At 64.4% G+C, this 21,597-nt stretch carries 18 protein-coding genes; 2 read left to right on the top strand and 16 right to left on the bottom strand.

Annotated elements, in window-relative coordinates; all coding sequences use genetic code 11:
* Positions 1 to 149: 149 nt before the first annotated feature.
* The 12 genes from rseP to AB7531_RS20520 form a co-directional block, all read right to left on the bottom strand.
* Entirely contained in the window at positions 150 to 1,301 is a 1,152-nt protein-coding gene (gene rseP / locus AB7531_RS20575; RefSeq protein WP_028151694.1) for an RIP metalloprotease RseP, read from the bottom strand.
* A gap of 43 nt (positions 1,302 to 1,344) precedes the next feature.
* On the bottom strand, positions 1,345 to 2,568 hold the full coding sequence (gene dxr / locus AB7531_RS20570; protein ID WP_063983032.1) for a 1-deoxy-D-xylulose-5-phosphate reductoisomerase: 1,224 nt from the start codon (positions 2,566 to 2,568) through the stop codon (positions 1,345 to 1,347).
* A gap of 4 nt (positions 2,569 to 2,572) precedes the next feature.
* Positions 2,573 to 3,415: a phosphatidate cytidylyltransferase gene (locus tag AB7531_RS20565; protein ID WP_094184442.1), complete on the bottom strand. Its 843-nt coding sequence runs from the start codon at positions 3,413 to 3,415 to the stop codon at positions 2,573 to 2,575.
* Complete coding sequence (locus tag AB7531_RS20560) at positions 3,412 to 4,170, bottom strand: isoprenyl transferase (protein ID WP_014494938.1); 759 nt, start codon at positions 4,168 to 4,170, stop codon at positions 3,412 to 3,414. Before AB7531_RS20560 ends, AB7531_RS20565 begins: the two co-directional genes overlap by 4 nt.
* A gap of 93 nt (positions 4,171 to 4,263) precedes the next feature.
* On the bottom strand, positions 4,264 to 4,827 hold the full coding sequence (frr, locus tag AB7531_RS20555) for a ribosome recycling factor (protein WP_014494937.1): 564 nt from the start codon (positions 4,825 to 4,827) through the stop codon (positions 4,264 to 4,266).
* A 63-nt stretch (positions 4,828 to 4,890) separates the two neighbouring features.
* Positions 4,891 to 5,607 (bottom strand): UMP kinase, encoded by a 717-nt coding sequence (gene pyrH / locus AB7531_RS20550; protein WP_028151698.1) that lies wholly within the window; start codon positions 5,605 to 5,607, stop codon positions 4,891 to 4,893.
* Positions 5,608 to 5,666: 59 nt separating this feature from the next.
* The gene (tsf, locus tag AB7531_RS20545) at positions 5,667 to 6,590 is read right to left on the bottom strand and encodes a translation elongation factor Ts (protein WP_028169462.1); all 924 of its coding nucleotides are present in this window, start codon (positions 6,588 to 6,590) and stop codon (positions 5,667 to 5,669) included.
* Positions 6,591 to 6,724: 134 nt separating this feature from the next.
* On the bottom strand, positions 6,725 to 7,720 hold the full coding sequence (locus tag AB7531_RS20540) for a 30S ribosomal protein S2 (RefSeq protein WP_028151700.1): 996 nt from the start codon (positions 7,718 to 7,720) through the stop codon (positions 6,725 to 6,727).
* Positions 7,721 to 7,939: 219 nt separating this feature from the next.
* Positions 7,940 to 10,453, bottom strand: a complete 2,514-nt coding sequence (locus tag AB7531_RS20535) for a caspase family protein (RefSeq protein WP_354102443.1) — start codon at positions 10,451 to 10,453, stop codon at positions 7,940 to 7,942.
* Between the two features lie 174 nt (positions 10,454 to 10,627).
* Positions 10,628 to 11,398, bottom strand: a complete 771-nt coding sequence (locus tag AB7531_RS20530) for a carbonic anhydrase (RefSeq protein ID WP_063983030.1) — start codon at positions 11,396 to 11,398, stop codon at positions 10,628 to 10,630.
* Positions 11,399 to 11,723: 325 nt separating this feature from the next.
* Positions 11,724 to 15,227, bottom strand: coding sequence for a DNA polymerase III subunit alpha (dnaE, locus tag AB7531_RS20525; protein WP_441280046.1), 3,504 nt, complete (start codon positions 15,225 to 15,227; stop codon positions 11,724 to 11,726).
* 475 nt (positions 15,228 to 15,702) lie between these two features.
* Complete coding sequence (locus AB7531_RS20520; RefSeq protein WP_063983028.1) at positions 15,703 to 16,422, bottom strand: outer membrane protein; 720 nt, start codon at positions 16,420 to 16,422, stop codon at positions 15,703 to 15,705.
* Between the two features lie 254 nt (positions 16,423 to 16,676).
* Between AB7531_RS20520 and AB7531_RS20515 the strand changes: the two genes are divergently transcribed.
* Together AB7531_RS20515 and AB7531_RS20510 are read left to right on the top strand one after the other, a co-directional pair.
* Entirely contained in the window at positions 16,677 to 16,997 is a 321-nt protein-coding gene (locus AB7531_RS20515) for a DUF3551 domain-containing protein (RefSeq protein ID WP_063986338.1), read from the top strand.
* A 1-nt stretch (position 16,998) separates the two neighbouring features.
* Positions 16,999 to 17,253 (top strand): DUF3551 domain-containing protein, encoded by a 255-nt coding sequence (locus AB7531_RS20510; protein ID WP_063983027.1) that lies wholly within the window; start codon positions 16,999 to 17,001, stop codon positions 17,251 to 17,253.
* An 89-nt stretch (positions 17,254 to 17,342) separates the two neighbouring features.
* Here the strand turns inward: AB7531_RS20510 and AB7531_RS20505 are convergent, their stop codons facing one another.
* From AB7531_RS20505 to AB7531_RS20490, 4 genes are all read right to left on the bottom strand, one after another.
* Positions 17,343 to 17,993 carry a hypothetical protein gene (locus AB7531_RS20505; RefSeq protein ID WP_166341987.1) on the bottom strand — a complete coding sequence of 217 codons (651 nt, stop codon included), beginning with the start codon at positions 17,991 to 17,993 and terminating at the stop codon, positions 17,343 to 17,345.
* 29 nt (positions 17,994 to 18,022) lie between these two features.
* Positions 18,023 to 18,583, bottom strand: a complete 561-nt coding sequence (locus AB7531_RS20500; RefSeq protein ID WP_063983025.1) for a papain-like cysteine protease family protein — start codon at positions 18,581 to 18,583, stop codon at positions 18,023 to 18,025.
* A gap of 113 nt (positions 18,584 to 18,696) precedes the next feature.
* Positions 18,697 to 19,530 (bottom strand): phosphatase PAP2 family protein, encoded by an 834-nt coding sequence (locus AB7531_RS20495; protein ID WP_187387688.1) that lies wholly within the window; start codon positions 19,528 to 19,530, stop codon positions 18,697 to 18,699.
* 49 nt (positions 19,531 to 19,579) lie between these two features.
* Positions 19,580 to 21,457 (bottom strand): adenylate/guanylate cyclase domain-containing protein, encoded by a 1,878-nt coding sequence (locus tag AB7531_RS20490; protein ID WP_084795119.1) that lies wholly within the window; start codon positions 21,455 to 21,457, stop codon positions 19,580 to 19,582.
* Positions 21,458 to 21,597 lie beyond the last annotated feature (140 nt).

Here is a 21,597-nt window from a genome sequence, read left to right as displayed (position 1 = left end):
AGACCCAACCCCAACGCCGGTCCGGGAGATTCCCCAAGTTCGAAGCCGCTTGTAGCCAATTTCCCCGATGTCGCAAACGGCCGCTGACACCGTAATTTCAATTTCATTCCAAGACGTTGCTCATGAGCAACGCCACAAAAAAGCCCGTATCAGGAAGCTGCCATCCGCAAGATGTCGTTATAGGTGGCAAACACCATCAGCATCAGCACCAAACCGAGCCCGATTCGGAACCCCATCTCCTGAGTCCGCTCGGACAGAGGTCGGCCCCGGACCACCTCCGCCGCGTAGAACATCAGGTGACCGCCATCGAGCAGCGGGATCGGGAACAGGTTCAACAGCCCGATCGACACCGACAGCACCGCACACAGATTGATCACGAACTGGAACCCGGCGCTGGCTGCCTGCCCCGACATCTTGGCGATGCCGAGCACGCCGCTGACCTCGTTGGGATTGCCTTGTCCGACAAACAGCGAGCCAAGGAACTTGAAGGTGCTGGTGATGATGAACCAGACCTGCTCGACCCCGATCTTGAGCGCTTCGCCGACGCCGACCGGCGTGGTCGAGGCCTCGCCGGCCTGGGACTTGTGCTCGACGCCGAGCACGCCGAGGCGGTGGCTGTTGCCGAACGGATCCTTGCGCTCGAGCAGCGCCGGCGTCGCGGTCAGGGAGACGATGGCGCCGTCCCGCTTGACCTGGAAGGCCAGCGCCGAACCCGCATTCATCGCAACGATTCGCTGCATGTCGGCAAAGCTCTCGATCGGCTTGCCGTCGATCTGCACGACGACGTCGCCGATCTTGAAGCCGGCCGTGGCCGCAGCGCCGTCGGCGACGACGCCGTCGACGCGGGCGATCGTGCTCGGCTTGCCGTAATAGAGCGCCATGGCGGCGAAGATCAGTGCGCCCAGGATGAAATTGGCGATCGGTCCGGCCGCAACGATGGCGGCGCGCGGGCCGACCTTCTTGTGATGGAAGCTGCCGGCGCGCTCCTCGGCCGTCATGGCCGCGAGCGTCTCGGCCGACGGGGTCGAAGCCTCGCTCTCGTCGCCGAAGAACTTGACGTAGCCGCCGAGCGGGATCGCCGAGATCTTCCAGCGGGTGCCATGGCGGTCGTTGAAACCGACCAGCTCCGGTCCGAAACCGAGCGAGAAGGTCAGCACCCGAACGCCCGCCCAGCGCGCGACCAGGAAATGGCCGAGTTCATGGAAGAACACGACGATCGTCAGGACGAACAGGAAGGGAACCGCGTAGCCGAGGAGCCCATGGCTCAACGTATTGAAACTATGGACGAAAAAGTCGATCATCGAATTCCCTCATCCAGCGCCGCAAGGCCCTGGCCCGTGCCATCTAGGATGCCTTTAAGGCAATTTGAGGCAATAGGGCGGCAGCTCTATTTCGCGCAACATGGTCAACAGAGATTGCATCGTCGGCGGACGTCAGGGGAGCCTGGTTCCCGCCGCGAATCCAGTCGTCCAACGTCGCCTCGACCAGCCGCGCGATCGCGCCAAACCGGATCTTGCCGGCAATGAAAGCGGCGACCGCAACCTCGTTGGCGGCGTTGTAAACGGTGGTCGCCCCCTTCCCGGTCCGGAGCGAATCGAAGGCCAGCCGAAGCCCAGGGAAGCGCTCGAAGTCCGGCGCCTCGAAGGTCAGCTGGCCGATCTTGGCCAGATCGAGCTTCGCCGCCGGCCCCTTGATGCGATCGGGCCAGCCGAGGCAGTGCGCGATCGGCGTGCGCATGTCGGGGGAACCGAGCTGGGCCACCACCGAACGGTCGGAGAACTCGACCATGCCGTGGATGATCGATTGCGGATGCACGAGAACGTCGATCTCGTCGGGCGAGAGCGCGAATAGATAGGATGCCTCGATCACCTCGAGGCCCTTGTTCATCATCGAAGCGGAATCGATCGTGATCTTCTGGCCCATGCTCCAGTTCGGATGCTTCAGGGCCTGCTCGAGGGTCGCCTGCTCGATGTCGGCGGGCTTCCAGGTCCGGAACGGCCCGCCCGAGGCAGTGATGATGACGCGGACGAGTTCGTCGCGGTTGCCTGAGCCGAGCGCCTGGAACAGCGCATTGTGCTCGGAATCGGCCGGCAGGATGCAGGCGCCCGCTTTCGCCGCGCGCTGCATGAAGAAATCGCCGGCGCAGACGAGACATTCCTTGTTGGCGAGCGCGACATGCGCGCCGCGATCGACCGCGGCCAGGGCCGGCTTCAGTCCGGCGGCGCCGCTTACGGCGGCCATCACCCAATCGGCCGGACGCGCGCCGGCTTCGATCACCGCGCTTTCGCCCGCGCCGCATTCCGTGCTCGTTCCCGCGAGCGCAGTCTTGAGCTCGGCGAACTTGGACGTGTCGGCGATCGCGACGTAGCGCGCGGAAAACTCCTTGGCGAGCTTGGCCAGCGCTTCGACATTGCCGTTCGCCGTCAAGGCTTCGACGCGATAGCGCTCGGGAGAGGCGCGCAGCAGATCCATCGTGCTGTCGCCGATCGAGCCGGTGGCGCCGAGAACCGTGACACTGCGGACGGTCGACGCCGCAGCCTTGTTGTTACGCAATGGGACCGCGCTCATATCCTCACCAAACCATAAGACCGCTTCCGGCGCTATGCACACCATGGCGGAGAAAGCCGATAATCCATGCCATCAGGATGGCGGCAACAAAACCGTCCAGACGGTCCAGTAGCCCGCCATGGCCGGGAATCAAGTGACTGGAATCCTTGACGCCGAAGCGCCGCTTCACCGCGGATTCGAACAGATCGCCCGCCTGCGATACCACCGACAGGATGGCGCTGACGAGCAGCAGTGGAACCGCCTTTCCGATCCCGCACGCCGCAAAGCCGGCCGCAACCAAAAGGCTCGCCGCAAAGCCGCCGAGCGCCCCGGACCAGGTCTTCTTCGGGCTCACGCGCGGCCATAGTTTCGGTCCGCCAATGCTGCGTCCGGCGAAATAGCCGCCGATATCGGTTGCCCACACCACGAGCAGCACGAACATCAGCGCGGCGAAGCCGTTGACGAGATCCTGCCGCACCAGGATCGAGGCCAGCAGCGCCGCCGATGCGTAGGCGAAGCCGGTGGCAGCCCAGATGAACTTGCCCCGCGCGATCAGCGTCACGATCGCGCCGCCGATGAGGCCGGTGATGATCGCGGTCTTGAGCGCGCCGAAGGCGACGCAAGCCCCCATCATGGCAATGACGATGGTCCCTGCCCCGGTCAGTGCGGCAGACCCCGCGCCCACCACCATCAGCCATTCCGCAAACAGCCCGATCGACACGAGCGTGACGAGAAGCGCCCACAGCCAGCCGCCGGCATAAGCGAGTGCAATAGCGAGCGGCGCCAGCACCAGCGCTGCGAGGACTCGCATTACGAGATTGCTCGGGGCAGGCTTCTCGCCCGCCGATGCGGCGTCGGGTTCGCTCACGAGGCGTTTTTCGCGACCAGACCGCCGAAACGGCGCTCGCGTCTGGCGAATTCGGCGATCGCGCCTTCCAGCGCCGCCTTGTCGAAATCGGGCCAGTGGATCGGCACGAAGACCAGCTCGCTGTAGGCGGCCTGCCACATCAGGAAGTTGGACAGCCGCTGCTCGCCGCTGGTGCGGATGATGAGATCGGGATCGGGGATGTCGGGCGCATCGAGATGAGCCCCGATCGTCTCGGCGTCGATCGTTTCAGGGGCGCGCTTGCCGTCTGCGACTTCCCGCGCGAGCTTCTGCGCGGCTTTCGCGATTTCCTGCCGCGAACCGTAATTGAAGGCGACGACCAGCGTCAGGCGCGTGTTGTCGCGCGTCAGCTCCTCGGCCTCGTTGAGGAGTGCGCAGATGTCGCTATCGAGTCCGTCGCGCTCGCCGATGATGCGGACCTTGACGCCGTCGCGGTGCAGGCTCGCGAGATCGTTGCGGATGAAGCGACGCAGGAGACCAAACAGATCCCCGATCTCGCTCGCCGGGCGCGACCAGTTCTCCGAAGAGAAGGAGAAGATGGTGAGATAGCGGATGCCGAGCTCGTGCGAGGCACGCACCACCCGGCGCAGCGCCTCGACACCGCGGCGATGCCCTTCGGCCCGCGGCAGGCCGCGCGCGGCGGCCCAACGCCCGTTGCCATCCATGATGATGGCGACATGCGCAGGCGCGTCGGACCGGTCGGGTCCTTCGGTTGCTGGCGCGGCGGCGTTGGACATGAAGGCGGCCCTAAAGCATGATCCGGACAAGTGCGACGCGGTTTTCCGAAAAGACCATGCGCGAACAATAACCTAAAGCGCGATGATCGCGCTTTAGACGGTGAGGATTTCTTTTTCCTTGGCAGCCAGCAACTGGTCGATCTCGGAGATGGTGCCGTCGGTCGCCTTCTGCACCTCGTCGGCGTGACGCTTCTGATCGTCTTCCGACATCTCGTGATTTTTCTCGAGCTTCTTGAGGACGTCGAGGCCATCGCGGCGGACGTGGCGCGCGGCGACCTTGGCCGCTTCCGCGTATTTGTGCGCGACCTTGACGAGCTCCTTGCGACGCTCCTCGTTGAGCTCGGGGATGCGCAGGCGCAGCACCTGGCCTTCGGTCGCGGGCGACAGGCCGAGATTGGAATCGACGATCGCCTTCTCGACCGGCTTGACCATCGACTTGTCCCAGACCTGCACCGAGATCAGCCGCGGCTCCGGTACGCTGACGGTGGCAAGCTGGTTGAGCGGCATGTGGCTGCCGTAAGCCTCGACCTGCACCGGGTCGAGCATCGAGGCCGACGCGCGCCCCGTGCGCAGGCCGCCAAGCTCGTGCTTGAGGGCCTGGACGGCGCCCTGCATGCGACGCTTCACTTCGTTGAGGTCGAAATTACCCGTGGCCATCACGTTTCTCCTTCAAAATCCCGGCGACCCACTCCGCGCCCCTCAGGCGCGACCGACGAGCCGTCAGCCGGCGACGACGGTTCCGTGGCCGCCGCCACGCAGCACAGCGCCGATCGACCCCGGCTCCGCGATCGAGAACACGATGATAGGCAGCAACGTCTCGCGGGCAAGCGCGAAGGCGGTCGCATCCATCACCTTGTAGCCGCCCTCGATCGCCTGCGAATGCGTCAGCCGGTCGAATCGCGTGGCGGTCGGATCCTTTTTGGGGTCGGCCGAGTAGACGCCGTCGACATTGGTTGCCTTCAGCACAGCCTCGGCTCCGATCTCGGCGGCCCGTAGCACCGCGGTCGTGTCGGTGGTGAAGAACGGATTGCCGGTTCCGCCCCCGAGCAGCACGATCCGGCCCTCGGCGAGGTATTTGTGCGCCGCGGTGCGGGTGAACAGCTCGGAAATCTCGGGCATGACGAAGGCCGACAGCGTACGTGCCGGCGTGCCCTTGCGCTCGATCGTCGCCTCCAGCGCGAGGCAGTTCATCATGGTGGCGAGCATGCCCATGGTGTCGCCGGTGGTGCGCGACACCCCTTGCGAGGACACTTCGACGCCGCGCACGATGTTGCCGCCGCCGATCACCACCGCAACCTCGGTGCCGAGCTGGCGGGCGGCGATCAGATCGTCCGCAACCCGGTCGAGGGTCGGCTGATCGATGCCAAAACCCTGCTGCCCCGCGAGATACTCGCCGGACAGCTTGATCACGACGCGACGATAGACCGGATCAGTCATGAGCACTTTCCCCGCCCGGGCGCCGCTTCCGGCGGCAGCCGGAAGGAACGTACCGGCGCTTACTTCTTGCCGCTGGCCGCTGCGACCTCGGCCGCGAAGTCGCTTTCCTGCTTCTCGATTCCCTCACCGAGAGCATAGCGCACAAAGCCCGCGATCTTCACCGCGCCGCCGACCTTGCCTTCGGCTTCCTTCACCGCCTGCGCCACCGACTTGCCGGTGTCGTGGATGAAAGCCTGCTCGAGCAGGCAGACTTCCTTGTAGTAGGTCTTGAGGCCGGACTCGACGATCTTCTCGATCACGTTCTCGGGCTTGCCCTGCTGGCGATATTTGTCGGCGAGCACGTCCTTCTCACGCTTCACGACCGCCGGATCGAGGCCGGACGGCTCGAGCGCGAGCGGGTTGGTGGCCGCGACATGCATCGCGATCTGGCGACCGAGGGCCGCGAGTTCGTCGGCCTTGCCGGGCGATTCGAGCGCGACGATCACGCCCATCTTGCCGGCGCCTTCGACGACGGCGCCGTGGACGTAGCTCGACACGACGCCCTGCGTCACTTCGAGCGAAGCTGCGCGGCGCAGCGTCATGTTCTCGCCGATGGTGGCGATCGCATCGTTGATCGCGGCTTCGATCGTGACGTCACCGACCTTGGCGGCCTTGATCTTCTCGACATCGGCGCCGACGTCGAATGCGACCTGCGCGACCATCTTGACGAGGCCCTGGAACTGACCGTTGCGCGCGACGAAGTCGGTCTCGGAGTTGACCTCGACCACGACGCCCTTGGTGCCCTTGGTGAGCGCGCCGATCAGGCCTTCCGCGGCGACGCGGCCGGACTTCTTGGCGGCCTTCGACAGGCCCTTCTTGCGCAGCCAGTCCTGCGCCGCTTCCATGTTGCCGTCGTTTTCGGTGAGCGCGGCCTTGCAGTCCATCATGCCTGCGCCGGTGGACTCGCGCAGATCCTTGACCATCGCAGCTGTGATCGTTGCCATCGTTGAAAATCCTTCTTGCCTGCCGGTTTGCCGCGGCGTGGCATCAAACAGCCCCGCCGCGGTCCATCTCAGGAATTCGCGTCAACTGAAATGGTGGCCGGACTTATATCCGGCCAACCCATCGCTCTTTTTGACTATTCCGCTTCCGCGGTCAGCGCCTTGGCCTTGGCCACCCAGGCATCCGCACGGCTCGGCAGACCGACTTCTTCGCCGATCTTGTGCGCGGTGTCGTGATCGAGCTCGGCGAGCTGCCAGAAGTGGAAGATGCCGAGGTCGTTGAACTTCTTCTCGATCGCGCCCGACACGCCCGGGAGCTTCTTGAGGTCGTCGGCGGTGCCGCGCGGACCGGCGAGGCCCTGGAAGCCGCTCGAGGAAGCGGCCGGCAGCTCTTCGGCGACCGGACGAGCCGAGGCGCCGATGTCGATGCCCGAATCGCCCTGGGCGCGCGAGATGCCGTCGATCGCCGCACGTGCGATCAGGTCGCAATACAGCGCGATCGCGCGGCCGGCGTCGTCATTGCCCGGGACCACATAGGTGATGCCCTTGGGATCCGAATTGGTGTCGACGATCGCGGCGACCGGGATGTTGAGCCGCTGGGCTTCCTGGATCGCGATGTCTTCCTTGTTGGTGTCGATCACGAAGATCAGGTCGGGCAGACCGCCCATGTCCTTGATGCCGCCGAGCGAGCGATCGAGCTTGTCGCGCTCGCGCTGAAGCGTCAGGCGCTCCTTCTTGGTGTAGGAGCTGGCGTCGCCGCCGGACAGCACGTCATCGAGATGACGCAGGCGCTTGATCGAGGCCGAGATCGTCTTCCAGTTGGTCAGCGTGCCGCCGAGCCAGCGCGAATTGACGAAATACTGCGCGCAGCGCTTGGCAGCGTCCGCGACGCCGTCCTGCGCCTGGCGCTTGGTGCCGACGAACAGGATGCGGCCGCCCTTGGCGACGGTGTCGCTGACCGCCTGCAAGGCGGTGTGCAGCAACGGCACGGTCTGCGCGAGGTCGACGATGTGGATGTTGTTGCGGGCGCCGAAAATGAACGGTGCCATTTTCGGATTCCAGCGGTGAGACTGGTGACCAAAGTGCACGCCAGCTTCGAGGAGCTGACGCATGGTGAAATCGGGTAGCGCCATAGTTTCAATTCTCCGGTTGGTTCCTCCGGAAACGTGTGAGCAAAACGGAGCGTTCTCGCCCCGGTTGCCACCGGACGGCCTTGTGAGCCATGTTTCCGTGTGAGATGGGGCGCTATATAGCGCCATTTCGGCCAGAAGCAAGGAAATAAGGGCCTTTCGGGGGCTGTTTTCGCCTCCCGAAGGCCCTCTTCCGTAAAGACCACGCCAGCCCGCAAAGACCTAGCACTTGGGCTGGTTCGGCGGGCACTTTTTCGCCGCCGGCGCCGCTGGGTGCGGCGGAGGTGCCGCTGGACGCGGCGGGGGCGCGACGGCCATCCGCGGCGGCGGCGGTGGTGCCGGCCGGGCGACCGGCGGTGGCGGCGCCGGCCGCGCCATGGGTGGAGGTGCAGGCCGGGCCACCGGCGGAGGCGCCGGCCGTGCAACGGCCACAGGCGGAGCCGCTCGGGCTGGCGGAGGCGATGCGACATGCGGCGGCGGTGCCGGGCGAGCGGCGGGCGGTGGCGGCGTCGGCCTCGCCACGGCCTGCGGCCGCGATGCTGGAGTTGACGGCGACGGCCGGGCGGCCTGCGCCGGAGGGGTCGCGGGCAAGTTCTGCGGTTTGACCGGCTCGCGCGCGGCCGAGGGCGGCGGCGTGATCGGCTTGCCCGCGGCGCCCGAGGGCGTGCCGGGCGACGTGCCCGCAGCAGTTGGCGGCGCGCCAGCCGGCTCACGGGTTGCAGACTTGCCGCCAACGGGCGCGCCGGCAGGCGGGGTCTGAGCTACCGGCGGCTTCGGCGGTTGGCCGGGCGCAGCCGGATTCGCGGTGGGCGCAACGGTCGTCGGAGTGCCGGCCGTTGGCGCGCCAGGATGGGACGGCAGCGTTGTGCCGGGCGCAGCCGTGGTCGGCGTCCCCGGATGCGTCGGCGCGGGCGCGCCGGGTGCATTTGCCGTCGGCGCCAAGGGCCTGCCGCCAGGCGACGTCCCTGCCCCGGCCGGCGGCGACGGCGGCCCGCCTTGGGCGCCGGGAACCGGCAGCGTGTTGATTTGCGGCAGCCTGGTCGGCGGTGCGGTGGGCGGCGTGCCGGTCGGCGCAACATTGGCCGGCGTCCCCGGAGGTATCCCCGGTCTCGCCGTCGGCTGGACCGTCGCGCTCGGCGGCATCGGCGCCTTGCCCTGCTGGATCAGCGCGGCGCGCTGCGTAGCGGCTTGCGGCAACATTGGCGCTACCGGGTTGGCGCGGTCGGCAATCGCCGGCCTCAGATTGCCAGGCCCGGTCCCTCCTCCCGCTCCCACGGGCGGGGCGGGCGGCCGGTTGATCACGGTGTTGATGACCGTGGTGTTATGGATGTTGTTGAAGACGATGTTGTTCGGCGGCGGCGCGACATAGACCGGCGGCCTGACGAACACCGGGATCGGCACGAACAGCGGCTGCGGCAGCACGAACAGGCCGACCACGGGCAGCGGCGGCTCCAGCACTATGAAATCCGGCGGCGGCGGCGGCAGATAATAGACCGGCGGCGGCGGTGGCGGCGCGAAGCCGAACACGGGGTCGCCGAACAGCAGCACGGGACGGTCGACATAGACGATCTCCTCCGGCGGCGGCGGCGGCACGTCATAGTCCATCATCGCGAAAGTCGGCGGCGGCTCGAGCGGCGCGGTCAGGATTGCAAGCCTGCGCCGTGCATCGCCGGCATGCGGACCGCGCGAATAACGACGCAGATACGACCAATAGGCCTCCGGCGTATCGTTCCGGTAGGTCCGCCGCCAGGTGATCGCCTCGCGGCGCGCCGCGACGATCGCCATCACGCGCTTCGACATCGGGTCACCGGGATAGGCCGCGAGAAATTCTTCGTAGGCCGGCAACGTGTCGCGCTCGAGCGCGGCCGCATAGGCGTCCTGCACGCCGAGATCGCGGATCGGCTTGTTGCGGATCGCGGCAACCTGGTCGGGCGCTGCCTCCGGCGGCGGCGCATCGGGCCCGCGCTCGAAGAACGAGAAGGGCGCCGATATCTTCGCCTCGTTCCACGGCACCTGCGCGCCCTTGCTGGCCTCGTTGACGCGGAGGCGGACGCGGTCGAACACCTCGGCCAGCGGCAGACCGCCGGTACGGATCATCTCCGCCAGCGATTGCGCATAAATGCCGTACGGGCCGGGCTCTTCCGGCGCGACCGTGCCGGGCGCGGCGTTGAAGGCGATCAGCATGTTCGGATCGGGCTCGACCAGCGCCAGTCCGCTCGCGATCTGCTGGCCGCCCTCGATGAAGGGCTGCGCGCGCGCCGCATCGAGCACGACGATGTTGGCCTTGAGCGGAATGGACGCGAGCTGGCGGGCGTAGTCGCTGATGCGCAAGCCTTCGGTCGGAATGTCGGTGTCGCGGATGATGTTGGAATCGACCGGGATGAAATAGTTCTCGCCCGCGAGCTGGACGCCAAAGCCGGCAAGATAGATCATCGCGACGGTGCCGGGACCCGAGGCCTGCGCCTTCTGGATGAAATCGCGCAAGCTCTTGCGCAGCGTGTCGCCGTCGAGATCGCGCGCGCCGACCACGTCGAAGCCCGCCGCTTGCAGCGTCTGCGCGATCAGGCCGGCATCGTTCGCGGTCGTCGCCAGCGGCGACTTGGCGTAGGCGCCGTTGCCGACCACGAGCGCGATGCGCTTTTCCTGCTGCTGCGCGCGCGCCGGATCGGGCGCGGCCGCAGCGAACGCCAGGATCGGCAAGAGAAAACAGATGAAGGCCTTGTAGGTCCCACGCATGGCTTGCTTGCCCGCTATCGTTGTTGAGCTGCCACCGTACATGAGACGCGCGGCCGGCTGAATGGCTCTTGAACGAAAAGCGCGGATTGAGGCGGCGGCATGGCGCCCCGCCCCATCAAGTCCCTGCGTCAGGCCCGCGTAAGCCTCGCGACCGCGCTGTGGCGCGAACCTCGTTCAGCCCTGCGCGATCAGATCGACTGTTCCCGTGGTGAGCCGATAGATGCCACCGACGACCTTCAGCTTGCCCTGCTCCACGGCCGCATTGAGGATCGGCGCGGCCGATTTCAGCTTCGCGACGTTGTCGATCACGTTCTGCCGGATCGCCTTGTTGAGCACGTCCCCGCCCTGCTGCATCGCAGCCTTTGCGGCGGGCGCGATCGCATCGACCAGCGAGGGAATGTGTCCCGGCGGCGACGTGTTGTCCTTGATTGCCTTCAGCGTCGCATCGACCGCGCCGCAGGCATCATGGCCAAGCACCAGGATCAGCGGTGCGTTGAGCACGGCCACCGCATATTCCATGCTGGCAATGGTTTCGGTGCCGGCAAAATTTCCGGCGACGCGGCAGACGAAGAGATCCCCGCGGCCGCTGTCGAAGGCATATTCCGGCGCGATGCGTGAATCGGCGCAGCTCAGAACCGCCGCGAACGGATTCTGTCCACCGGCCAGCGCCTCGCGCTCGTGCTTGAAATCGTGGCGCCGCGCCACACCGTCGACATAGCGCGCATTGCCCTCCATCAGCCGCTTCAGCGATGCGTCGGGCGACAACACGTTCTGCGGCTTGGGTGGCTGCTTGGCCTCCTTTGCCAAGGCACCGCTCGCGAAAGCTCCGCCGGCGAAGGCCATGCCGAACGCAGCGGCGCCAAACAGCATCGCGGATCGCCGCGACGGCGCGATGTCTCGATGCAGAGATTCATGATGCAGAGATTCAGAGCACTTGTCGCACATGTGACGTTTCCCCGGGTACAGTGGACGAATGGAAGCGTCGCGATGATAGGTGCATCGATGTGAAGAAATCACCAATGATAAATGATGCAACTGATGATTGCTGCAACGCGAACCATGCTGCAAAGCCGAAGCGATCGCTCGCCTCACGCGCAACGACCGCACAGAGCTGCGTCCATCTGCATATATTCGAGATCGGCTGCCAAAGCATGATCCGGAAAAGGGCAGCAATTCTCACTCACCACAAACGCGGCACGCGTTTGTGGTGAGATCATACGCCAGCGCCGATCCCCAGCACGATGACGATTCTTCCGGATATCATCGTGCTTTAGAGCTGCTGCACGTCCACGACGCCCGCGACCGCCTTGATCGCGCCGGCGATCTGCGGCGAGACCTTGAAGCGGCCCGGCAGCTTCATCTCGACCTCGGTCTCGAGGTCGAGCATCATCACCAGCGAGACCTCGCCGTCGCCGTTCGAACGCGGCGCGATGCCGGGACTGCCGACTTTTGGCGCGGCGCCGTTCGAGGCCGCCATGTCGGGTCCGGCCAGTCGCTTGGCGATCGACTCCAGCGGCTTGGTGTCGCGCACGAAGATGCGCAGGCCCTTCTGCGTCTTGGCGGCAGCGTCATCGAGCGGCTCGGCATGCAGCACGCGGGCACGAACGTCCTCGCCCTGCAATTCCGCGCCCAATTGGAGCAGCACGGCGGCGCCCGGCTCGAGCACATCGCGGTATTGCGCGAGGCCTTCGGAGAACAGCACCGCCTCGAAATGGCCCGTGGGATCAGACAGCCCCATGATGCCCATCTTGTTGCCGGTCTTGGTGCGCCGCTCCATGCGCGACACCACGGTGGCCGCGACCTTGCCGGCGGTGGCGCCGGTCTTCACCGCACGCGAGAACTCGGCCCAGCTCTGCACCCGCAGGCGCTTCAGGACCATCGCGTAATCGTCGAGCGGATGGCCCGACAGGAAGAATCCGATCGCGTCATATTCGCGGCGCAGCCGCTCGGCCGGCAGCCAGGGCTCGATCTGCGGCAGCATGATGGTCGGAGCGTCCGCCGACATGCCGAACATGTCGTTCTGGCCGATGGTCTCGGCCTGATGCGCACGCTGGCAGGCGGCCAGGATCGAGTCCGCGCCGGCAAAGACCCGCGCCCTGTTCGGCTCCAGCGTGTCGAAGGCGCCGGCAGCGGCGAGGCTCTCGATGATGCGCTTGTTGATCGCGCGTGGATTGACCCGCGCGGCGAAGTCGGCGAGCGAGGTGAACAGCCCTCGCCTGGTCCGCTCCTCGATGATCTGCTCGATCGCCTGGATGCCGACGCCCTTCAGCGCGGCGAGCGCGTAATAGATCGTCTTCTCGCCGACCTCGAAGGTCGGGCCTGAGCGGTTGATGTTCGGCGGCTCGACCTTGATGCCGAGGCGCTGCGCCTCGGAACGGAATTCGGAGAGCTTGTCGGTGTTGTTGAGATCGAGCGTCATCGACGCTGCGATGAACTCCACCGGGTAATGCGCCTTCATATAGGCGGTGTGGTAGGACACCAGCGCGTAGGCCGCCGCGTGGCTCTTGTTGAAGCCGTAGTCGGCGAACTTTGCGAGCAGCTCGAAGATGGTCTCGGCCTGCCCCTTCGGCACGCCGTTCTTGACCGCGCCGGCGACGAAGATGTCGCGCTGCTTGTCCATCTCGGCGCGGATCTTCTTGCCCATGGCGCGGCGCAGCAGGTCGGCGTCGCCGAGCGAATAGCCCGACATGACCTGCGCGATCTGCATCACCTGTTCCTGGTAGATGATGACGCCGAAGGTCTCCTTCAGGATCGGCTCCAGCACCGGATGCAGATATTCCGGCTCCTCGTCGCCGTGCTTGCGCGAGCAATAGGTCGGGATGTTCGCCATCGGGCCCGGGCGATAGAGCGCGACCAGCGCGATGATGTCCTCGAAACGGTCGGGGCGCATGTCGACCAGCGCGCGCCGCATGCCCTGGCTTTCAACCTGGAACACGCCGACCACCTCGCCCCGCGCCAGCATCTGGTAGCTTTCGGCATCGTCGATCGGCAGCGTCGCGAGATCGATGTCGATGTTGCGCGGCTTCAGGAGCTTCACCGCGACGTCGAGCACGGTCAGCGTCTTCAGGCCGAGGAAGTCGAACTTCACGAGCCCGGCCGGCTCGACCCATTTCATGTTGAACTGGGTCACCGGCATGTCCGACTTGGGATCGCGGTACATCGGCACGAGTTCGCTCAAGGGGCGATCGCCGATCACGATGCCGGCGGCGTGCGTCGAGGCGTGGCGGGTCAGGCCTTCGAGGCGCTGCGCGATGTCGAAGGCGCGCGCCACCACCGGGTCTTCATCGCGGAACGCCTGAAGCTTCGGCTCGCTCTCGATCGCGGCGGCCAACGTCACCGGCGCGGCCGGATTTTGCGGCACCAGCTTGGTCAGCTTGTCGACCTGGCCATAGGGCATCTGCAGCACCCGGCCGACGTCGCGCAGCACGCCGCGCGCCTGCAGCGTACCGAAGGTGATGATCTGCGCGACCTGGTCGCGACCGTAGCGCTCCTGGACGTACCTGATCACCTCGCCGCGGCGGTCCTGGCAGAAATCGATGTCGAAGTCCGGCATCGAGACGCGTTCCGGATTGAGGAAGCGCTCGAACAGCAGGCCGAACTTGATCGGGTCGAGGTCGGTGATGGTCAGCGCCCAGGCGACCAGAGAGCCGGCGCCCGAACCGCGCCCCGGTCCGACCGGAATTCCCTGGCCCTTCGCCCATTTGATGAAGTCCGACACGATCAGGAAGTAGCCCGCGTACTTCATGCGCATGATGACGTCGAGCTCGAACGCCAGGCGCTTGTCGTAGTCCTCCTCCGTGGTACCCTGCGACAGGCCGTGCACGCGCAGGCGGTTGGCGAGTCCCTCCTCCGCCTGGCGCTTCAGCTCGGCCGCCTCGACCGACGCGGCGTCGGAGCTTGCGGCGGCGCCGACCGTGAAGAACGGCAGGATCGGCTTGCGCGTCATCGGGCGGAACGAGCAGCGCTCGGCGATCTCCACCGTCGAGGCCAGCGCCTCCGGAATGTCGGCGAACAGCACCGCCATCTCGGCGCGGGTCTTGAAGCGGTGATCGGGCGTGAGCTGAAGGCGATCGGTCTCGGCGATCAGCCGCCCGCCGGCGATGCAGAGCAGCGCATCGTGCGCCTCGTAATCGTCGTTCGAAGCGAAATACGGCTCGTTGGTCGCAACCAGCGGCAGGCCTTTTGCGTAGGCAATGTCGATCAGCCCGCTTTCGACGCGGCGCTCCTTGTCGATGTTGTGGCGCTGCAATTCAACATAGAGGCGGTCGCCGAACAGGCCGGCGAGACGCTCGCAGCGCGTCGCCGCAATTTCGGCCTGCCCGCTGGCAAGCGCGAGCGAGATCGGCCCGTCAGGGCCGCCCGTGAGTGCGATCAAGCCTTCGGTCTCGCCGTCAAGCCAATCGAACTTGATGAACGGCGCGTGGCTGTCAGGCGATTCGAGGAACGCGCGCGAGTTCAGCCGCATCAGGCTGCGATAGCCGCGCTCCTGGGCCGCCAGCAGCACCACACGCGACGGCAGCAGCGCATTGCGCGCGTTGGGATCCTGGTCGCCGAAATCGATCGCGAGCTCGCAGCCGACGATCGGCTGGATGCCGGAGCCCGCCATCTTGTCGGAGAACTCCAGCGCGCCGAACATGTTGTCGGTGTCGGTCAGCGCCAGTGCGGGCTGGTGGTCTTTCTTCGCAAGCTCGGCGAGCTTGGCGATCTTGATCGAGCCCTTGAGCAGCGAATAGGCCGAGTGAACGTGATGGTGGACAAATCCGGCGCTCGGCATGGTCGCGTGACGGCCTCTTGCAGATGAGATGGAGCGGTCGCCGGCTCCAGGGGGGGATCACGAGGACATCTTCCGCCCACCCAGCCGACTCGCCTCACAATGGTGGGGCGTCACCGCTTCAGAGTCCACGCCGGAGCCACGAAACGGCCGCGTCGTCCCGCTTTTCCCCAAGGGCATGACCAAGGGCTCTGGCCAGCCGCGGCCTAGAGCTGCGGAATCACCTGCGCCCAGATTGCGATCATCCCGACGAACAGCGAGATCGAGGCGAGTGCGGCGGCTTCTTCCACGAAAATCCTGAACATGGCTTGCTCCATCACCAGAACGTATGAAGAACATTGTTCTCATTTTGTTCTTGAGAGTCAAGCCGTGTGAGCTTTCTCGAAAAGTGATGGTTAACTCGCTGAATTCACGCAACAAAAAAGCCCCGGCGCAAGGCCGGGGCTTTTCGACGATCGCTCGAAATGAGCGACCAGTCTCAGTAGCGACCGATCATCGGGCCGCCGAACTTGTAGTTCAGGCGGACGAGACCCATGTCGACGTCCTGGCGGATGCGCTCCGAGCCGGCGAAGCCAGCGAAGGTCACGTCCTTGTCGGACAGGAAGATGTGGTTGTACTCGACGCCAACCGACCAGTTCGGCGCGAAGCCGTACTCGAGGCCGGCACCGACCGTGCCACCCCAGCGGCTGTCGCTGGACGAGGAGAGCAGCGCGCCCGCCGTGCTGGAGATCTCGTACTTGTTGCTGACCACAGCCGCACCGCCCTTGACGTAGACCAGGACGTTGTTCCAGGCGTAGCCAACCTGACCGGTGATCAGACCGAACGCATCGATCTTGGTGCGGTTGCGGGTGGCGAACAGCGCGCTGGTGTTGTCGCCCGAGAAGTCGGCCCAGTTGCCCTGGCCTTCCACGCCGAACACCCACTGGCCGGACTGCCAGCGATAGCCGATCTGGCCACCGACCGTGCCGCCCGTCGCATCGTGCGAACCTTCGCGGCCAACGCCAACGAAATCCCAGGTCGCGTGCGACGAACCGCCGCCGCCGTTGATGCCGATGTAGAAGCCGCTCCAGTCATAGACGGTCGCGATCATCGCGGGCGCCTTGGTGTAAGGCCGCGCAGCGAGGTCAGCAGCCAGCGCCGGCGCAGTCGCGCTCAGCGCGACAAGGCTCACAGCAGCAAGCAACAGATTCTTGTTCATTTGATTCCCGTTCCAGTTTCGTCGTTAGGCCCCCGGGCCGTAGGGCCGTCATATCAGCGCTCGACGGAATTGCTGTAACCCCGACGCAACAGTCGGGGCCAAAGGGCTGTGCTGCGTTAATGAATGTTTAGCAGCGCGCGCGGGAAACCCTTTGAAACAAGGGTTTTCATGAGTTCCAATGTCGACTACACGACGTATGTTGCATCTGTGCCTGGACACCTGATGCACGCACGATTGTGTGATTGGAGATTGAGATGCGCAGACAGATTGCCCTCCCCATTGTCGCCACATTTTCGCTCGCAATCGCCACATTCGCGCTCACGCTGAGTGCAAGCACGCCCGCACGCGCATTCGGCACGCATCACGCGTTCTGCCTGACCGGCCAGGAATGGCCGGGGCTGAGCAATTGCACGTTCGACAGTTACGCACAGTGTCAGGCAAGCTCGTCGGGCCGCGCGCTGACCTGCATCGCGAATCCGTATTTCACTGGCCAGAGCGACGATCCCTACGCCTATCAGAATCGTCCGCGCGCGCAGACACCGGGCTATTCACCCGGCTACTACCCGCCGCGCTGAGATGCGCCGCGCCCGCTTCGCACTCGTCGCCACCGGCCTGTTCTTCTCGGGCGTGCCGGCGGACGCGCAGACCTACGATCCCAGCTATCCCGTCTGCATGCAGATCTACGGCCCCGTCGGCTATTTCGACTGCCGCTACACTTCGCTCGAACAGTGCAGATTTCTCGCCGTCGGCCGCTCCGCGAGCTGCGCCGTGAATCCGTACTTTCCGCAGAAGAGGTCAAAGGCTCCCCGGCGGCCGAAGCAGGCCGACTAGGCGTGCTCCCATGCCGGGACTTGCCAACTTTGACGCCCTTGCGAGCTTAACGCACTTGAGAGCTTTTCCATCGCGCCGACATTGCCCGCTCACCCCCTCGTCGCGTATTCGGAAGTTACTTTCCGAGCGAGGTCTTGCACGACAGTCAAGAACGCAGCCGACGCCATCGGCCGGTACGGCTCCAAGGCGAGGTCCGAGGGCGGCAACGTCAGCAGCAGGTCCGCATCGCCACGATAATCTTGACAATCTTGCAGCCAGAGCGCTGTCACATGGACCGCCGGCACGGTGAGCAGGAAAGCCTCGAAGGCTCCATTCCGAACCTCAGGAAGCTTCTCGGCGCGACGGATCGCCTCCGACGTCGCCGCCACAAACGGCCCTTCGTTCAGGTCACCCAGTTCATACGTCGTCTCATACGTCGTCGCTGCCGACTCCACGATTGTCGCGGCAGCGATCGGCTCCTGTTCCTCCCCTCCCCCATCATCAGCGGCGGTGCGCCGCTTCGCTTCAATCACAAGAAATCTCCAATTGCCTATCGCCGCAGCCGCTCTGAGGTCGTCCGCGCGACGGATCTTGCCAAAAGCCAGATAGGCAATGCGATGCGGCAGGGAAATGAAGACCGCGTCGCGGTTGGCAGTGGAAAGCCTTGATCGCGGGAATTTCGGGTTGCCCACCCGGATGGCCACCGCTCGCTTCACAGCTACGACCGCAGCCGCCGGAGGATCGCTGGGATGAATTGCCATCTTTTCTCTCCTTTCACGGTGGCGAGGTTCTAGACCGGGGGCTTGGTGAAGTAAGTGTCCGTCCAGACACCTTTGGCGTCCCGATAGTTTGAGCAAAATCGATTAAACTGGATCTCTGGTGTTAGGCCGAAAAGGGGATCCTCGATGACCAGGCTGTCGGTATCCTCCAGATATCCGACGATCGCGACGAAGTGCGCCGGTCCCTCCTCATCTTCGTCTCCCGACCAGACCGTGCGAACACAAATGGGTCGCCCTGCACTGATCTCCTGCTGCACCTCCATTCGTGTCGCTCGTTGGTCGTAGGCCAACAGGGCGAGGCAGCGGACTCGGTTGAGCGGTGATCCAAGAGTATGCGTCACATCGAATTCCAGGCCCGGCGTGCCGCAAGGGAAATCACAGCAATCATGCCGGTTCAATTCAAGGTCGGCGATGTGGCACTGCGTGAAAATGCTGGTCTCGTCGTAATAGCGCGAGATGCTGGAAGCGACGGCTGCCCAGCACCAATTGATGTGACACTGATGTTGCATCGTGAAATCTGGCGCCAACTGAATCCGCGTCCTTTCGATGACGGAAATTTCTTCCACACCCATTGCAATACCTCGTGGTTGAGATCGATTGGTCCAACTTCAATTCCTTGTGGCCGTGCGGAGCGCATCCTTGCAAAATCCAAGGATGCGATCTCGGCTGCGGCATTAGGCACTGTTCAATGCTCTTGTTTTGCTGCCTCGGTCACCGCATGGAAGGTGCCGCATTGCTGGAGGTACGGAAACACGGCTTCAGCAATGGCCTTCCCGGCAGCCGTGTCACTCGGGTAGTGGACGCCAGCGATCTCGCGATTCTTCCCGATCCGCGCGGCCAGCGCCCTCAGCGCACTCTTGGCACCGGGGATAATCTCTCCCAGCGCCAGTGCCATCAGGTGGCTCTCCAGCGAATGTCCGCTCGGATAGGAGGCGTGCCAGGGCGAAGCGACCATTGGGAAAAGCCCCGGCCACACCTGTTGCGGCCGCCCGCGATTGAACCTGAGCTTGTAGTAGACGGCGACCATCAGCCCAACATGATCGGCCATCTCCAGAATCTTGATCGTATTTGGATGCGCCGACGGCGAAAGCATGAGGACCTGCGCAAAATAGCCGACAAGTCTCACGTCCTGATCGACGATCTCATCTGCCAACCTCTTGCGACGATCCATCGACGCCCCGAGCAGTTCGTCGATCTCCCCGAAAATGACATCGTGATCCGTTGGCGGGCCGGCGACAGTGATGGTTTGCCAATCGGTTCTGGCAAATTCGAGCAATGCTATTTGAGCAAAAAAGTCAGGGCGCCAGGCAGACAGCGGGAATGTCGCCCCGTAATTCAAGCCACCGGGCAGGACTCCGACGAAACTCTCGAAGATCGGGAAAGGACGCGGGGGAATTCCACCACCAACGTAACCGCCGCTGACTGCGCCGTTTCCGCCACCACCGCCGCCTCCGCCACCGCCGCCGCCGCCGCCGCCGCCACCACCGCCGCCACCGCCTCCTCCTGCAACACCAGGCATTGTGCTCTCCATCGAGGGGCTAATAATTTGAACCGGGCTCCTGGCCCCATCAATCCGGCAACCCAGCTGCTCCTAATCGCTCGACATACAAAGACCCCTGGGGCTCCTTGAACGGACAACGGCGCGCATAGTCCGATACCCTGAAGCCGGGCAGGATGTTCTTATGGTGCTGCGAAACCTGCCGCGCTTCCTCCAGGCGACCAACCGCGACGAGGCTTGCGGCGAGGACGCGCGCGGCGTTTCCAAAACGCGGGCTGAGGGTCAAAGACTTCTTCGACCAGCGAATGGCATCGTCAAACGTTCCGTTCAGATAATGATTTTGGCCGAGCAGGCAGAAATTGAAAAAGGCCTGTTGGCCAAGTGGTGAAAGCCGGATGGCGCGCTCCGCACGGGCAATTCCTGTTGAAGCATCGCCGATGAACCCGGGGGTCCCGCTCCCGAACACCCATGCCCACGAATTGCTGGGGGATATGGCAAGAGCCCGCTCACACAGGTCCAATCCGCTGTCGTAGTCACGAAAGAACATGCTCTTGCCGTGCCCCTGTATCGCGAGCGCGAGAGCATTTTGCGGGTCTCTTTCGATGGCACAATTGGACAGCCGGATCACGTCGGCCGAATCCGCATCGAAATCCGACGACCACCCCTCCGCGATCTTGAAATTGTGCCACTTCGCAGCGAACGCGTACGGCGCCGCGTATTCGGGGTCTTCCTCGCTGGCTTTCTCGAGCAGCCCTTTGGCGCGCGAGAAGCTCGCGAAATCGAATTTGTAGAGCAGCTCAAGCGCCCGCAGGAGATAGTCATACGCATTGAGGCTCTTCGGCGGCTTTCGCAGCGCCCGCTTGATCTCCGCGCGACGCACATAGGCGGCGATCTTCTCAACGACACCAATGGCGATCTCGTCCTGGACTTCGAAAACGTCCGCGAGGTCCGTGTCGTATTTCTCGGCCCACACCACGGAGCCAGTCGCAACATCGACCAGCTCGACCGAAAACCGGAATCGCTTGCCCGATCGGCGAACGTGACCGCTGACGTAATAGCGAACGCCAAGCTTCTCGCCGATTTCGACGGGATCGATCTCGCGCTGACGAAACGGCATCGTCGACCCGCGAGACACCACCAGAAGCTCCTGAATATTACTCAGGCTGACAATGATGTCTTCGACGAAGCCTTCGGCAAAATAGCTATCGTCGACCTCCGAAGAGCTGTTCGCAAACGGAAGAACGGCGATCGAGGGCAGTTTGGTTCGTCTCGAGGATTTGGTGGAAGCGCCGATCACCGTGCGGCGGTCCACTCCCGGCGAGAGCAGGAGAAAGGCATGAACCGGCCGCGACAGGTTCTTGAGATGAAGCTCACCCAGGTCGTCAAACTTGAATTCGCTCAGATCGGCGACTACTCGCAAAAGGGCCGACGACACCACAACGCCGCCCGCGGGAGCGACAGATTGCAAGCGTGCTGCGATATTGACGCCATGGCCGTAGACATCGTTCAGATCAAAGATGACAGGCTCCCAATGGACGCCGATGCGAAAGGCTATGCGGCGCTCGGGAGGTTGCAGGGTTTCAAGCCCGGTGACTTCACGCTGCAACTCGGAGGCACAGCGAAGGGCATCGAGCGGGCTCTCGAACACCGCGACGAAGCCGTCGCCGGTGTTCTTCACAATCTCGCCTCGTCGACCGATCAAAGCAGGGTCGATGACGCTCACGCGAAGAGCCCGATAGCGACTATGCGTCTCGACCTCAGCAGCTTCCATAAGTCTGGTATAGCTGACGACGTCCGCCACGAGGACGGCGCGGAAAGGTCTTTCGAATTCGAGGATCTTACCTACTTGGGAATTAAAGTCCTGTTCGGCAGCACCAACCAACCTCGCACCACTGTCGTTGGCGGTGTTCGGCGACGACGGGGGGTCGCTCGTAGGCTCCGACTTCATTGATCCCTCAGCGGCGAATAAAGCCTCTTGCCGAGCAGAGTCTCGTCGTTGAACCAGTCTGCAACACGCTAAACGCAATTCGGTTGAGGCGCTACCAAAATCACCCGAATGGCTCGGAGCGGCAGCGCCACAACAAGTCG

It is taken from the genome of Bradyrhizobium sp. 63_E2_N1_3 (assembly GCF_052076005.1).
In the GTDB taxonomy this organism is placed as follows: domain Bacteria; phylum Pseudomonadota; class Alphaproteobacteria; order Rhizobiales; family Xanthobacteraceae; genus Bradyrhizobium; species Bradyrhizobium barranii.
This window is presented reverse-complemented; position numbering and strand designations above follow the sequence as displayed.